15 protein-coding genes and 1 riboswitch are annotated in these 13,286 nt (G+C 51.3%); of the genes, 8 read left to right on the top strand and 7 right to left on the bottom strand.

Features of this window, described 5'->3' with window-relative positions; all coding sequences use genetic code 11:
* The first annotated feature begins 1 nt into the window (after position 1).
* The gene (locus ACLO87_RS01125) at positions 2–601 is read left to right on the top strand and encodes a 5-formyltetrahydrofolate cyclo-ligase (RefSeq protein ID WP_430222549.1); all 600 of its coding nucleotides are present in this window, start codon (positions 2–4) and stop codon (positions 599–601) included.
* 53 nt (positions 602–654) lie between these two features.
* On the opposite strand, the gene metF is transcribed toward ACLO87_RS01125, so the two are convergent.
* From metF to metK, 4 genes are all read right to left on the bottom strand, one after another.
* Entirely contained in the window at positions 655–1,494 is an 840-nt protein-coding gene (gene metF, locus ACLO87_RS01120) for a methylenetetrahydrofolate reductase [NAD(P)H] (RefSeq protein ID WP_430222548.1), read from the bottom strand.
* Positions 1,472–1,828: a phage holin family protein gene (locus ACLO87_RS01115; RefSeq protein WP_430223706.1), complete on the bottom strand. Its 357-nt coding sequence runs from the start codon at positions 1,826–1,828 to the stop codon at positions 1,472–1,474. Before ACLO87_RS01115 ends, metF begins: the two co-directional genes overlap by 23 nt.
* Before the next feature lie 56 nt (positions 1,829–1,884).
* The gene (gene ahcY, locus ACLO87_RS01110; protein ID WP_430222547.1) at positions 1,885–3,288 is read right to left on the bottom strand and encodes an adenosylhomocysteinase; all 1,404 of its coding nucleotides are present in this window, start codon (positions 3,286–3,288) and stop codon (positions 1,885–1,887) included.
* 73 nt (positions 3,289–3,361) lie between these two features.
* A riboswitch (S-adenosyl-L-homocysteine riboswitch) is annotated at positions 3,362–3,447 on the bottom strand.
* A 141-nt stretch (positions 3,448–3,588) separates the two neighbouring features.
* Positions 3,589–4,761: a methionine adenosyltransferase gene (gene metK, locus ACLO87_RS01105; protein ID WP_135865812.1), complete on the bottom strand. Its 1,173-nt coding sequence runs from the start codon at positions 4,759–4,761 to the stop codon at positions 3,589–3,591.
* Between the two features lie 214 nt (positions 4,762–4,975).
* Between metK and ACLO87_RS01100 the strand changes: the two genes are divergently transcribed.
* From ACLO87_RS01100 to ACLO87_RS01090, 3 genes are read left to right on the top strand one after another with little or no spacing between them, the layout of a single operon-like run.
* The gene (locus ACLO87_RS01100) at positions 4,976–5,836 is read left to right on the top strand and encodes a lysophospholipid acyltransferase family protein (protein WP_430223705.1); all 861 of its coding nucleotides are present in this window, start codon (positions 4,976–4,978) and stop codon (positions 5,834–5,836) included.
* 38 nt (positions 5,837–5,874) lie between these two features.
* Entirely contained in the window at positions 5,875–6,516 is a 642-nt protein-coding gene (locus tag ACLO87_RS01095; protein WP_430222546.1) for a DUF484 family protein, read from the top strand.
* 2 nt (positions 6,517–6,518) lie between these two features.
* Positions 6,519–7,481: a tyrosine recombinase XerC gene (locus ACLO87_RS01090; protein WP_135865818.1), complete on the top strand. Its 963-nt coding sequence runs from the start codon at positions 6,519–6,521 to the stop codon at positions 7,479–7,481.
* Here ACLO87_RS01090 and ACLO87_RS01085 read toward each other — a convergent pair whose 3' ends face one another.
* The 3 genes from ACLO87_RS01085 to ACLO87_RS01075 are packed head-to-tail and all read right to left on the bottom strand — an operon-like array spanning position 7,482 to position 10,128.
* Positions 7,482–8,522 carry a metal ABC transporter solute-binding protein, Zn/Mn family gene (locus ACLO87_RS01085; RefSeq protein ID WP_430222545.1) on the bottom strand — a complete coding sequence of 347 codons (1,041 nt, stop codon included), beginning with the start codon at positions 8,520–8,522 and terminating at the stop codon, positions 7,482–7,484. It abuts the gene before it with no gap.
* A gap of 38 nt (positions 8,523–8,560) precedes the next feature.
* The gene (locus ACLO87_RS01080; protein WP_135865824.1) at positions 8,561–9,412 is read right to left on the bottom strand and encodes a metal ABC transporter permease; all 852 of its coding nucleotides are present in this window, start codon (positions 9,410–9,412) and stop codon (positions 8,561–8,563) included.
* Positions 9,412–10,128 (bottom strand): metal ABC transporter ATP-binding protein, encoded by a 717-nt coding sequence (locus ACLO87_RS01075; RefSeq protein ID WP_430222544.1) that lies wholly within the window; start codon positions 10,126–10,128, stop codon positions 9,412–9,414. The genes ACLO87_RS01080 and ACLO87_RS01075 overlap by 1 nt, the downstream gene beginning before the upstream one ends.
* A gap of 250 nt (positions 10,129–10,378) precedes the next feature.
* Here ACLO87_RS01075 and ACLO87_RS01070 point away from each other — a divergent pair, with 250 nt between their 5' ends.
* From ACLO87_RS01070 to hslV, 4 genes are all read left to right on the top strand, one after another.
* Positions 10,379–10,849, top strand: a complete 471-nt coding sequence (locus ACLO87_RS01070) for a Fur family transcriptional regulator (RefSeq protein ID WP_135867083.1) — start codon at positions 10,379–10,381, stop codon at positions 10,847–10,849.
* A 166-nt stretch (positions 10,850–11,015) separates the two neighbouring features.
* Positions 11,016–12,092 (top strand): CobW family GTP-binding protein, encoded by a 1,077-nt coding sequence (locus tag ACLO87_RS01065; protein WP_135867081.1) that lies wholly within the window; start codon positions 11,016–11,018, stop codon positions 12,090–12,092.
* Positions 12,093–12,138: 46 nt separating this feature from the next.
* Positions 12,139–12,582: an RNA polymerase-binding protein DksA gene (gene dksA / locus ACLO87_RS01060; RefSeq protein WP_430221162.1), complete on the top strand. Its 444-nt coding sequence runs from the start codon at positions 12,139–12,141 to the stop codon at positions 12,580–12,582.
* 154 nt (positions 12,583–12,736) lie between these two features.
* Positions 12,737–13,270 (top strand): ATP-dependent protease subunit HslV, encoded by a 534-nt coding sequence (gene hslV, locus ACLO87_RS01055; protein ID WP_430222543.1) that lies wholly within the window; start codon positions 12,737–12,739, stop codon positions 13,268–13,270.
* Positions 13,271–13,286 lie beyond the last annotated feature (16 nt).

The following is a 13,286-nucleotide window of genomic DNA, read 5'->3' as shown; positions in this document are numbered from 1 at the left end:
TATGTTACGACAAAGACTGCTAGAAAAACGTAAACAACAAGCAAAATCCGATACAAACCGCGGAGCCCTGCTGATGCGCGGTCGGTTGTACACATGGGTTGCAGGCGTCAACAAAACCCGTAAAGAGCAAAACAAAGCACCCATCACGCATATAGCTGGTTTTTGGTCCATGCCAGACGAGCCAGAACTACAACCTTTATTGTACAAATGGGCCGATGAAGGCATGCAAGTTTCACTGCCTGCCGTGCTGGGCCCTGACCAAGCGTTACAATTTAAATTGTGGGATCCCGAAGGCGAGATGAAAACGGGTGCTTTTGGCATACAAGAACCCGACTCCACAACAGAAGCCCCTGCCCCTGATTTAGTTCTGGTCCCCACATTAGGTTTTACCCGCCAAGGTGATAGATTAGGCTACGGTAAAGGCTATTACGACCGCACTTTGGCTGCCCTACGTGAACAAAACCATCACTTCCTAACCGTAGGTTTGGCATGGGCATGTGGCGACTTATCTGCTGAGGATTACACACCTCAAGCTCACGATTTCCAGTTAGATGCGGTGCTCACTGACAAGGGCTGGGCTAAACCCGCACCAACGGTCTAAGCAGCAACAAAAAAGGGGCTTTTATAAGCCCCTTTTTTAGGTACTGCCACGTCTTACTTGAACGTTAACTTAGGCAAGATAGCCATAGACGCATCTGCACCATTAAGCGTGTAGAAATGGATACCTGGTGCACCACCATCGAGCAAGTCTTGGCATAGGCGACCAATCACATCCACACCAAAAGCGCGAATAGACGCACGGTCATCGCCGAAGTCTGCCAAACGCAAACGCAACCAACGCGGAATCTCTGCACCACACATATTCGAGAAACGCAGTAATTGCGATGAGTTAGTAATAGGCATAATGCCTGGCACGATAGGAATATCTAGGCCTTTCTCACGCACACGCTGCACAAAGTCAAAATACGCATGAGGGCTAAAGAAATACTGCGTGATGGCACTGTTCGCACCTTGCTGCACCTTATGAATAAAGTGCTGCAAATCAGTTTCCATACTGATGGCTTGTGGGTGCATTTCAGGGTAGCCCGCTACCTCTATATTGAAATGATCGCCACTGTGCTCACGAATCAAACGTACCAAGTCGCTGGCATAACGCAGTTCACCCGCATCGCCCCCCATCCCGGAAGGCAAGTCGCCACGTAAGGCCACAATACGATTGATGCCACGCTCGCGGTAATCATCCAAGATTGCCAGCAACTCATCACGAGTAGAGCCCACACAGGACAAGTGAGGAGCCACATCAAAACCTAAGTTCTGAAGCAAATCCACGGCTCCCACTGTGCCTGAGCGGGTAGAACCACCCGCCCCAAAAGTCACGCTTACATAGGCTGGATTCAACCCCTGCAGAGTTTTGGCCGTACGTACTAATTTTTCCTGCGCAGCAATATCGCGCGGAGGAAAGAATTCCAGACTAAGCGACTGTTTCTGTGCCATTGACTAATAACCTTGATAAGAATCCTGAGACCACACTATAAATAATGGCCCCTATCACTGCCCACCAGAAACCATCCACCTGGAAGCCGTTCAGAATTGAGCCAGCCATCCAGAATACCAGCGCGTTAATGACTAGCAGAAATAAGCCCAATGTCACAATCGTAATGGGCAACGTCAACAGCGTTAACACCGGTTTTACTAAGGTATTGAGCAGGCCAAGCACAATAGCAGCAATCATGGCTGAGCCAAACGAGGCCACATGAATCCCCGGCAGCACATAGGCGACTACCAGTAGTGCCACAGCGTTCAGAATCCAGATCAGTAATAAGATCATCATGAAACTCCCTTAAAAAAAGGGCACTGCACAATGCAATGCCCTGCTCTACACGATTAGTAGCGGTAGTGGCCTGGTTTGTAAGGGCCATCTACAGGAACATTGATGTAGTCAGCTTGTTGCTGGCTCAGTTCTGTCAGGTTAACACCCAATTTTTTCAGATGTAAACGTGCCACTTTTTCGTCCAAGTGTTTAGGCAATACGTACACTTGACCGCTTTCGTAGGCTTCACCACGTGTGAACAGTTCGATCTGAGCAATAGTTTGGTTCGTGAACGAAGCAGACATCACAAAAGATGGGTGGCCTGTTGCACAACCCAAGTTCACCAAGCGGCCTTGTGCCAACAAGATGATGCGTTTGCCGTCTGGGAAAATCACGTGATCAACTTGAGGTTTGATCTCTTCCCATTGCAAATCTTCAATCGCTGCTACGTCGATTTCGTTGTCAAAGTGACCGATGTTGCAAACGATAGCTTGGTCTTTCATGCGCTCCATGTGATCGCGTGTGATCACGTGGTAGTTACCTGTAGCAGTCACGAAGATATCGGCTTTGTCAGCCGCTTCTTCCATGGTCACTACGCGGTAGCCTTCCATGCTGGCTTGCAAGGCGCAAATAGGATCGACTTCAGTCACCCACACTTGAGCACGCAGAGCGGCCAATGCTTGTGCACAACCTTTACCCACGTCACCGAAACCCACCACAACGGCGATCTTACCGGCAACCATCACGTCAGTAGCGCGTTTGATACCGTCAACCAGAGACTCGCGGCAACCGTACAGGTTGTCAAACTTGGACTTAGTCACGGAGTCGTTCACGTTGATGGCTGGGAATGCCAACTCACCACGTTTGGACATCTGGTACAGACGGTGTACGCCTGTTGTTGTTTCTTCAGTTACGCCTTGGATTTGCGCCAGACGTGTGGAATACCATGTACCGTCTTGCTGCAAACGAGCACGGATGCTGGCGTACAGTACGCGCTCTTCTTCGCTGGTAGGTTTGTCCAATACAGACAAATCTTTCTCAGCACGTGCACCCAAGTGCAGCAACAACGTTGCATCGCCACCGTCATCCAAAATCATGTTGGCTTGTTCACCAGGCCAGTTAAAGATGTCGTGGGCGTATTCCCAGTACTGTTCCAGTGTTTCGCCTTTTACCGCGAAAACAGGAATGCCCGCATCAGCAATAGCAGCTGCAGCGTGGTCTTGGGTAGAGAAAATATTGCAAGATGCCCAGCGTACTTCTGCACCCAACGCCACCAGCGTTTCAATCAGCACAGCAGTCTGGATAGTCATGTGCAAACTGCCAGCAATACGTGCGCCTTTCAGTGGCTGGGAAGCTGCGTACTCTTCACGAGTCGCCATCAAACCAGGCATTTCTGTTTCGGCAATAGCGATTTCCCGGCGGCCCCAGCCTGCCAGACTAATATCTGCAATCACGTAATCTTCAGTTTTAACAGTCATGTGTGCTCCGATAAATTGGTGCGAGAACCGACGGGGCACACTACTGGCATCACCACGGCTTCTCGGCACGAGAATCTGGTGAGCGTCGTTGAAGGGGATCAACGCTACTGTCTGAGCCTGGCAAACCGCACAGGGTTTGTCGCAACGCTCCTCAGACAGGAATCAAAACGTGTAAATTGTACCTGCTAATTGTCTTCGTGCTAAGACCTAATATCCTGATTTTAGCTAAGGCCTATGCCAATGAAAACGCACAGCAAGAACACAAAGAGGCGCCTAAGCGCCTCTTTGCTTCATGAGTAATTACGCCAAACCAGCCGCAGCACGCAATGCGGCCGCTTTATCAGTAGCTTCCCATGTGAACTCAGGCTCGTTACGACCAAAGTGACCGTAAGCCGCTGTTTTGCTGTAGATAGGACGCAGCAAGTTCAGCATGTTGATAATGCCTTTAGGACGTAGGTCAAAGTGCTCGCGTACCAACTCGGCAATGCGCTCATCAGACACTACGCCTGTACCTTCGGTGTACACAGTAATGTTGATAGGTTCTGCCACACCAATGGCGTAACTAACCTGCACTTGGCACTGACGCGCCAAACCCGCAGCCACCACGTTTTTCGCCACATAACGTGCAGCGTAAGCCGCCGAACGGTCTACTTTAGAAGGATCTTTACCGGAGAATGCACCGCCACCGTGTGGGCATGCACCACCGTAGGTATCCACAATGATCTTACGGCCTGTCAGACCGCAATCGCCTTGTGGACCACCAATCACAAACTTACCGGTAGGGTTCACCAAGAACTTGGTGTTTTCTGTCAGTAATTCAGCCGGGAAGCTAGGACGGATGATGTGTTCGATCACTGCATCGCGAATATCTTCCTGAGAGATTTCAGGCGCATGCTGCGTAGACAACACGACGGTGTCTACTTCTGCAGGACGACCATCCACATAGCGGAATGTCACCTGAGATTTCGCATCTGGGCGCAACCAAGGCAAACGGCCATCTTTACGCAGTTCACTTTGGCGCTGTACCAAACGGTGCGCATACCAAATAGGCGCTGGCATCAGGTCAGGCGTTTCATCGCACGCGTAACCAAACATCAGACCTTGGTCACCCGCACCTTGATTCAGAATTTCTTCTTCAGAGCGGTCTACGCCCTGTGCAATATCTGGTGACTGTTTGTCGTACGCCACCAAAACGGCGCAACCTTTATAATCGATACCGTAGTCGCTATTGTCGTAGCCAATGCGTTTGATGGTATCGCGTGCAACCTGAATGTAATCCACGTTGGCTGTGGTGGTAATTTCACCTGCCAAAATGACCAAACCGGTGTTGCACAGCGTTTCTGCTGCAACACGAGCGTTAGGGTCTTGTTCGAAAATGGCGTCTAGAATGGCGTCGGAAATTTGGTCAGCAACCTTATCTGGGTGACCTTCGGAGACAGATTCAGACGTAAATAAGAAGTCGTTATTTGCCACAGCTTTTGCGTCCTGTAGTGATGCGCATTAAAAGGAAACGAGCTGCGTTGCACCACACACACAAAGGCTTAATCGGGCGCGACGCTTTAGCGGGTTTAAGGGCCAGTAAACTGGCATATCGCTCCGCAAGTTGTCGGTTAACTCAGCGATAAATTGCATTTTAAGCGAAAATGACACATCTTTAAATGTATAAACAAATTTCTGGCGTTATGCCCTGGGATTTATGCTGTTGTTTTTATTACGTCTGATGTCTGCGTTGCCGCTGCGCGTGCTGCATGCACTGGGACGCTTTGCGGGTTCTATTGTCTATTTTGTGCCAGGCCGTTACCACAACAGACTGCGTGAAAATGCCGCACAAGCGGGATTTACAGAGGGTAAATTTGCCCGTCGCGCTGCTGCCGAAACCGGCGCCATGCTGATGGAACTGCCCAAAGTATGGCTGCAAACAGAGCAATGTTTGGCACTATGCCAAAACCCCGATTCCGACATTGTTACGCAAACGCTGGCTGAAAATCGTGGCGTGTTGTACCTCACCCCGCATTTGGGGTGTTTTGAGATTACTGCCCGACGTCTGGTGCAATATGGTCCCATAACGGTGATGTTCAGACCGCCGCGACAATCGTTTCTTGAGCCTGCTATGCGTGCCTCGCGCGACACGCCCGGGCTGCACTCCGTACCCGCTAATGTTCAAGGTATACGTGAATTTGTGCGTGCACTACGCCGTGGCGAAGCCGTAGGGATGTTGCCGGATCAAGTACCCAGTAGTGGTGATGGCTTATGGCTGCCCTTTTTCGACAAACGCGCCTACACCATGACCTTGGCCGCCAAACTGGCCTTGCAAACCAAAGTACCCGTGGTCTTAACCGCGGGTGAGCGTTTGCCCAAAGGCCAAGGCTGGAAAATTCATTACCTGCGTCTGCCAGAGCCTTTCCCTGACAACGTAGAAGACATGGCCTTGCTGATCAATCAAGGCATGGAAACGTTGATTCAACGCTTTCCTGAACAATATCTGTGGAGTTACAACCGCTATAAGGTGCCGCCCGAAGCGCCCCCTATTCCAGAACACCTACGCTAAACTTAACGCTGCCTACCGCTTTTGCCAAAGGATACTGCATGAGTCCCTCTGATCTGAACGCCCTTGCTATCGCCCAGTTCCTGAGTACCCACCCAGATTTTTTCCTGCAACATCGCGATCTCTTTTCAGAGTTACGTGTTCCGCACCCTCATGAAACCAGAGCCATCTCGCTAGGCGAGCGTCAAATACTGGGGCTGCGTGCAAAAAACAAAGAGTTGGAACGTAAGCTACACTCGCTGATAGAAAACGCTAGCGCCAATCAACGTATTGCCGATCAGCTACGCACATGGACCTGCACCATGTTGGCCGAGACCGATACCGCGCAATTGCCGTTGCACATACAAGAGTCCTTAACGGAAGTGTTTGATCTCGACGCCATCGCCCTGCACTGCTGGGAAGATTTCGTCACCACAGACGCGCCTGAGGAACTACACAAATACGCTCAGGCATTAACGTCCCCGCGTTGCGGCATCCCCCCTCAAGAAGTGCTGGCACTATTGCCTGACAGCATCCAATCGGTAGCCATTGTGCCCTTGCTACACCCCGTAACTCAGAAAAACTCTGGCGTGCTGATTTTGGGCGCGACACAAGCCGAACGGTTTGCCACAGACATGGGCACCGAGTTTCTGCTGAATATTGGCCAACTATGCTCGGCGGCACTGAGCCGAGGCACTGAATAACCATGCCTATCCCAGCCTCTGCGACCGTGCAGTCATGGTTGGACCATCTGCGCTACGAGCGACGGCTATCCGAGCATAGTCTGGCGGCATACGAGCACGATATACAGCATATTCTGCCGTTATCAGGTTCTGTCTCGCCTGACACACTCACACCCGCTCAACTGCGCCAAAAGCTGGCTGAACTACACGCTGGCGGGCTACACCCCCGTAGCCTGCAACGCACACTGGCGGCATGGCGTAATTTTTTCCATTGGTGGTGTGAGCAATACCCGGCTCACCCTAATCCCTGTGCTGAACTCAAAGCCCCCAAAAGCCCGCGCCCACTACCTAGCTCGCTCTCTGTAGACCAAGCGCAGCAATTACTGGATCACCAGCCCGCACAAAGCTTGGAGCATCTCAGCCCTGTACAGGCACGCGACCAAGCCATGTTTGAGCTGCTGTATTCCAGTGGCTTACGTTTAAGTGAGTTGGTGAGCCTAGACACCCATTACGTGAAACAGGCGGGCTATGAGTCGTCCAGTTGGCTAAGTCTTCAGGAAGCTGAACTGCATGTGCTAGGCAAAGGCAACAAAAGGCGCTCGCTGCCCATAGGTAGCAAAGCGCTGCATGCTGTGCAGTGTTGGCTTCAACTACGCGGCAGTGTACTGCGCAGTGCCGTAGACGATGCTGAACACTACCACGCGCTATTTTTGGGGGCTCAAGGCAAACGCATACACCCCCGTATGGTGCAAACACGCTTGCAGAAATTATGCCAAGAAGCGGGCTTGTCTTTAGACATCAGCCCTCATGCTTTACGACACAGTTTTGCCAGCCACATGCTGCAATCAGCTCAAGACTTGCGAGCTGTGCAAGAGCTGCTAGGACACAGTAACATCAGCACCACGCAAATCTATACACGCTTGGACTTTCAGCATTTGGCACAGGTGTATGACCAAGCACACCCCCGTGCCCGTCGCAAACCGTAATTACGGTTGTAACGCCGCTTCTACCGTACGCAGATTGCTCTGCATCATTCCCAAGTAGGTATCAGCCTCATGACCTGGCTCAGCCAAGGCATCGGTGTATAAAGTGCCGCCCATACGTGCGCCTGTTTCACGGGCCAACTGTTTGGCCAAGGCAGGGCTCACCGCATTTTCTAGGAAAATAGCCGTAATGTGCTCGGCTCGTGCTCGCTGCACTAAGTCTGCCACTTCGCGTGCAGAAGGTTCGGCTTGGCTAGACATCCCCAACAACGGCACAAATTCGATGTTGTAGGCTTTGCCCAAATACGCCAATGCATCGTGCGACACCATCGCTTTGCGGCGTTCCACTGGAATAGCCGCCAAACGTTCCTTAGCCTGGGCATCTAACCGCTGCAATTGCTCTATGTAGCGAGCTGCATTTTCTTGGAACACAGGGGCAGATTCCGGAGCCACTTCACTCAGCGCATCACGGATATTTTCCACATACATCACTGCATTGGTGAGGCTTTGCCATGCATGGGGATCTTGCGGGCCATGCTGATGATGCTCATGCCCGTGACTATGGTCGTGGTCGTGGTCGTGGTCGTGGTCGTGGTCGTGGTCGTGGTCGTGGTCGTGGTCGTGGTCGTGGTCGTCAGTATGATCGTCTACGTAATCATGATTATCCAGCGGTTGCACACCTTTGGTAGCTTCTATCTGCTTACCGTTATAGCCTGCCGATTGCACTAGTCCTGCCAACCACGGTTCAAACTGCAAACCATTTACAACCAACAATTTGGCATCGGCCAATTTACGCACATCACCCGGTCTGGGCTCAAACGCATGAGCATCGGCATTAGGGCCAATCAAGGTATTTACCTCAACAGCATCACCGCCCACCACGCTTACCATATCGCCTAAAATCGAAAAACTCGCCACCACAGGCACAGGTTTGGCTACCGCAACAGATGCCATCGCTACGCTCATAGACATGGCCGCTACCCCTTGCGCCATATAGCGTCCAATGGGGCGTAACCACCTACGTTGACTGTCTCTAGTATTCATGTGCTTTCCTCTGTGATGAATAGATGGTCCCTAGATGATTACCGCAACCGTTGCAGCAACCCACCCTGTGGACCACAGGCTAGTGATAGAAAATAGGTGATTCCCGCAACCAAAATAATGGCGGGTGATGCCGGCACGTTGGCGTAGTAGGAAAGCAATAATCCTATGAAACACTCGCCCATACCCAATAAGGCGGCCAACACCATCTGGCTACTGGCAGAGCGAGCCCAAAAGCGAGCAGCTGTTGCGGGCAACATCATGATCCCCACTACCATCAGCGTGCCCAGCACCTGAAAGCCTGCTACCAACACTACAACCAACAGCACCAAAAACAGCATGTGCACCCAAGAGCCTGATCGCCCTTCAGCACGTAAAAACAGCGGATCTAAACACTCCAGCACCAGCGGCCTATAAATAATGGCCAGCACCAACAGTGCAACGCTGGAGGTTCCTGTGACCAGCAACAACGCTTGGTCATCCAACCCCAACACGGTGCCAAACAGCACGTGTATTAAATCCATATTGGAGCCTTTTAGGGACACCAACAGCACCCCTAAGCCCAATGACACCAAATAAAACGCGGCAAAACTAGCGTCTTCTCGCAACGGCGTCAGCCTAGATACCAAGCCCGCCAGTAACGCCACCACCAAACCGGTAATCACGCCACCCAGCGCCATCGCACCCACAGATAAACCTGATAGCAAAAAGCCTGCTGCCACACCGGGCAAAATGGCGTGCGCCATGGCGTCGCCCATTAAGCTCATGCGGCGTAATACCAAAAACACACCTAACGGACCTGCGGCGGCAGCCAAGGCAAATGATCCTGCCAGCGCTCGGCGCATAAAACCAAATTCAACAAAGGGGTGGATCAACACATCGTACAGCCACATCACAGGTAGTCTCCCTCGCACAAGTGACGGGCCAAATGCAGATTTTCTGCAGTCAATACGGACTCAGTTTCTCCCCACGCGACCAATTGGCCAGCTAACAGTACGGTTTCGGGGAGGTTTTGTCGGATAGTATGCAAATCGTGCAGCACCACAATCACTGTGCGCCCTTGTTGATGCCAACGATGCAACAGCACCATCAGGTCATCCGTGGTGGCTTTATCCACGGCAGAAAAAGGTTCGTCCAGCAACAAGATAGGCGCATCGTGCATGATCAAGCGTGCAAACAAGGCACGCTGCATTTGACCGCCCGACAAGGTGCTGATGGCGCGTTCAGAGAACCCTTGCAACCCCACCTGGCATAATGCGTCTTGCACGCGCTTGTGTTCAGATTCACTTAAGCCACGCCATGCCCCTGTACGCCGCCATGACCCCATGGCCACCAAGTCATACACGCTAATAGGGAAACTTCGATCTAACTCACCAAACTGGGGCAGAAAAGCCAAACGCTGGGGCGAGTTGATCTGTATTTTGCCTTTCAGCGGGGTAAGCTGCCCAGCCAAGCCCTTGAGCAACGTCGATTTGCCGGCGCCATTGGGGCCAGCCAACGCATATAAGCCCCCTTTCATGAATTGGCCGCTGACATCACGTACAGCAACTTTATCGCGCCAACCCAACGACACCTGATCCAAACTAATTACTGCATTGCTGGTGGTCATTATTTGAACCACCCTAACGCCCATGCAGTCAGTAGCCATAAGACCACAACCACAGGCAATACACGCAAACAACGCTGCCAAGCTGAGCTCAGCAGCACCGTGCCCCTATAGATTCTTTTATCCACTTTAGGCGCGGAATGTGCGGTCGTTCTACTGTGATGCATGACTTACTGGTAAGATCAATAGATAGCATTATTTTTAGATACGTTATGTTATAACATATCCAACTTTTTGTGTCTGTATATTTACTATGCCTGTGCATGTTCTGACTCCCCAAGCCCTAGAGGCACAACTGCAAACAGCGGAAAAACTCTGTCAGCAGAGGGGTAAACGTTTGACCCCTATCAGAAAGCAGGTACTGGAATTGCTGCTCAAACAACAGCGCAGCCTTAAAGCCTACGAGCTACTTGATTTGTTCAGGCAGGATCAACCCGGTGCCGCACCTCCTACGGTCTATAGAGCGCTGGAATTTCTGACTGAAGAAGGTTTGATTCACCGTTTAGATGCCGTGAATGCATGGACCGCCTGTGTAGATGCCAACGGCCATCCTCACGATCTGCTTATCGTCTGCACCAAGTGCGGAGCCGTCGCCGAACTCTGCGCGCCACAGCTTACTGCCCAATTGGCAGAATGCGTGGCACAAGCCGGTTTTACGTTAGGTACACAGGAGACCGAGCTGCAAGCATTGTGCAAAAACTGTCAACAAAGCTTATGTAGCTAAATATTCCTACCTTTTACCGATGGCTTCTGACGCATAAAACGTATATATTGCTTTATTTCTCGCCGTGCGACTCGGGCATTTGCCCTGAACGCAAGGCTGTGCTGTAATCTGCAAGTTATTTTATTGCCTATGCAGCTTTTGCTTACACCAACCTGATTGCACAACCATGAATGCAACAAACGCTTCTATGATCCCAGTAACCATTCTGACCGGCTTTCTTGGCGCAGGTAAAACCACCCTGCTCAAGCGCATACTGTCTGAACAGCATGGCCAACGTATTGCCGTGATCGAGAATGAGTTTGGACCTGAAAACATCGATAACGAACTGCTGATTCAAGACGGCGAAGAAGAAATCGTTGAGCTCAGCAATGGCTGTGTGTGTTGTACGGTGCGTGGCGACCTAATGCGTGCATTGAACGACCTGTATCAGCGTCGTGCAGACGGCAACGTTAAATTTGATCGTGTCATTATCGAAACGACTGGTATGGCCAACCCTGGCCCAGTATGCCAAACGTTTTTCGTGGATGACCAGATCGCTGCTCACTATCGTCTAGATGCCATCATCACGATAGTAGATGCCAAACATGGTATGGAAACCTTAGATCAACAAGCCGAATCGCAACAACAAATTGGCTTTGCTGATCGCATCCTGATTTCCAAAAAAGATCTGGTATCCGACGAGGAATACCAAGCACTGCGTAACCGCATTGTGAAGATCAACCCCCGTGCCAGCATTTCTCCGGTGCACTTCGGTGAAGCCGATATCAATGAACTGCTGGATTTGGGTGGGTTTAATCTGGATGCCATTCTAGATATCAACCCAGATTTCCTCAAAGACGAGGACGAACACCATCACCATCATGAGCATCACCATGAACACGAGCACGAACATGGTGAGCACTGCGGGTCTGATTGTGGTCATCACCACCATCAAGCCCCGCACCAAGATGAAATTGGTGCATTTGTATTTCGTTCGCGCAAAGCTTTTGATCCGGAACGCCTGGAAGATTTTCTAGGCGGTATCACCCAAGTATTTGGTCCGGACTTACTGCGGTACAAGGGTATCCTCTACCTAAAAGGCGTGAATCGCCGCATGTTGTTCCAGGGGGTACACATGATGATGGGGGTTGAACCCGGGAAACCGTGGGCAGCCAAAGAAAAACCTGAAAGTAAAATCGTTTTCATCGGACGTAAACTGCCTCAGGAGATTTTTACGCAAGGGCTGGAAAACTGCTTGGTCTAAGGACCTTGCTCTCCCTTCTGCCCCACTACGTTAGAGAGAGAAAATCATGGCAAACAAATCGAATGTCAGCAATCACCCCACCAAGCTGCTAAGCGTTGAAGAGTTATTGGCCATGCCGGACAACAACTACATGAACGATGCACAACTGGCTTTTTTCAAAAACCGGTTGAGAGAGCTGGAGCAGGAAATTTTGGCCAACGCTGGTGCCACTACCGAAAACCTGCGTGAAACACAGTTCGTGCCTGACCCAGCAGACCGGGCCACTATCGAAGAAGAACATGCACTGGAACTGCGTACCCGCGACCGTGAGCGCAAGCTGCTGAAGAAAGTACAGCAATCCATTGCCCTGATTGATGCTGGCGAATACGGCTGGTGTGAGGAAACAGGCGAACCCATCGGGTTGCAGCGCCTGTTGGCTCGTCCTACCGCCACCTTGTCTCTGGAAGCACAAGAGCGCCGCGAAAAACGTCAGAAGCTGTACGGGGACTAATCAGCGGTTTTTATATCGCTTTGCAGACCGCCCAGTTCTGTACGCTGTGCCACGCTAGCCCCGGCTACCGTGGCACAGTTATTTTCTGCTGACCTGACTCTTGAATTTATGGCATCCATCCCCATTTGCTAGAGTAAGAACAGTAAGGAATGTTATGGAACAATTTCACGCCACTACCATCATTGCCGTACGTCGCGGCGAGAACGTTGCCATTGGTGGCGACGGTCAGGTCACGCTGGGCAACATTGTCATCAAAGCCACAGCACGCAAAATTCGTAAACTCTACAGGAACTCCGTACTGGCGGGTTTCGCTGGCGCTACCGCCGATGCGTTCACCCTGCTAGAACTGTTTGAAGCCAAATTGGAAAAATATCAGGGTCACCTGATGCGAGCTGCCGTTGAGCTGACTCGTGATTGGCGTACCGATCGCGCCTTGCGCCGCTTGGAAGCCATGCTAATTGTTGCCGACAAAGAGCACACCTTGGTATTGACCGGAAACGGTGACGTACTTGAGCCTGAACACGGTATTGCCGCTATTGGTTCCGGTGGTTCGTACGCTCACTCCGCAGGTTTGGCCTTGGTGCAAAACACCGATATGGCTCCTGCTGACATCGTCAAAAAATCCTTGGAAATCGCTGGCGATCTTTGCATCTACACCAACGGCAACCACGTTATAGAAACGCTCTGACTTTCAAAGGCTGTAT

The sequence above is a fragment of the Paenalcaligenes sp. Me52 genome (assembly GCF_050487965.1).
Taxonomy (GTDB): Bacteria; Pseudomonadota; Gammaproteobacteria; order Burkholderiales; family Burkholderiaceae_B; genus Paenalcaligenes.
This window is presented reverse-complemented; position numbering and strand designations above follow the sequence as displayed.

What these genes read in the sequence shown, in the direction of transcription:
- ACLO87_RS01125 (WP_430222549.1), top strand. Translation starts at nt 2, where the DNA reads ATGTTACGACAAAGACTGCTAGAAAAACGTAAACAACAAGCAAAATCC.
- metF (WP_430222548.1), bottom strand. Translation starts at nt 1,494, where the DNA reads ATGGCACAGAAACAGTCGCTTAGTCTGGAATTCTTTCCTCCGCGCGAT.
- ACLO87_RS01115 (WP_430223706.1), bottom strand. Translation starts at nt 1,828, where the DNA reads ATGATCTTATTACTGATCTGGATTCTGAACGCTGTGGCACTACTGGTA.
- ahcY (WP_430222547.1), bottom strand. Translation starts at nt 3,288, where the DNA reads ATGACTGTTAAAACTGAAGATTACGTGATTGCAGATATTAGTCTGGCA.
- ACLO87_RS01095 (WP_430222546.1), top strand. Translation starts at nt 5,875, where the DNA reads ATGAGTCCCTCTGATCTGAACGCCCTTGCTATCGCCCAGTTCCTGAGT.
- ACLO87_RS01090 (WP_135865818.1), top strand. Translation starts at nt 6,519, where the DNA reads ATGCCTATCCCAGCCTCTGCGACCGTGCAGTCATGGTTGGACCATCTG.
- ACLO87_RS01085 (WP_430222545.1), bottom strand. Translation starts at nt 8,522, where the DNA reads ATGAATACTAGAGACAGTCAACGTAGGTGGTTACGCCCCATTGGACGC.
- ACLO87_RS01080 (WP_135865824.1), bottom strand. Translation starts at nt 9,412, where the DNA reads ATGTGGCTGTACGATGTGTTGATCCACCCCTTTGTTGAATTTGGTTTT.
- ACLO87_RS01075 (WP_430222544.1), bottom strand. Translation starts at nt 10,128, where the DNA reads ATGACCACCAGCAATGCAGTAATTAGTTTGGATCAGGTGTCGTTGGGT.
- ACLO87_RS01070 (WP_135867083.1), top strand. Translation starts at nt 10,379, where the DNA reads ATGCCTGTGCATGTTCTGACTCCCCAAGCCCTAGAGGCACAACTGCAA.
- ACLO87_RS01065 (WP_135867081.1), top strand. Translation starts at nt 11,016, where the DNA reads ATGAATGCAACAAACGCTTCTATGATCCCAGTAACCATTCTGACCGGC.
- dksA (WP_430221162.1), top strand. Translation starts at nt 12,139, where the DNA reads ATGGCAAACAAATCGAATGTCAGCAATCACCCCACCAAGCTGCTAAGC.
- hslV (WP_430222543.1), top strand. Translation starts at nt 12,737, where the DNA reads ATGGAACAATTTCACGCCACTACCATCATTGCCGTACGTCGCGGCGAG.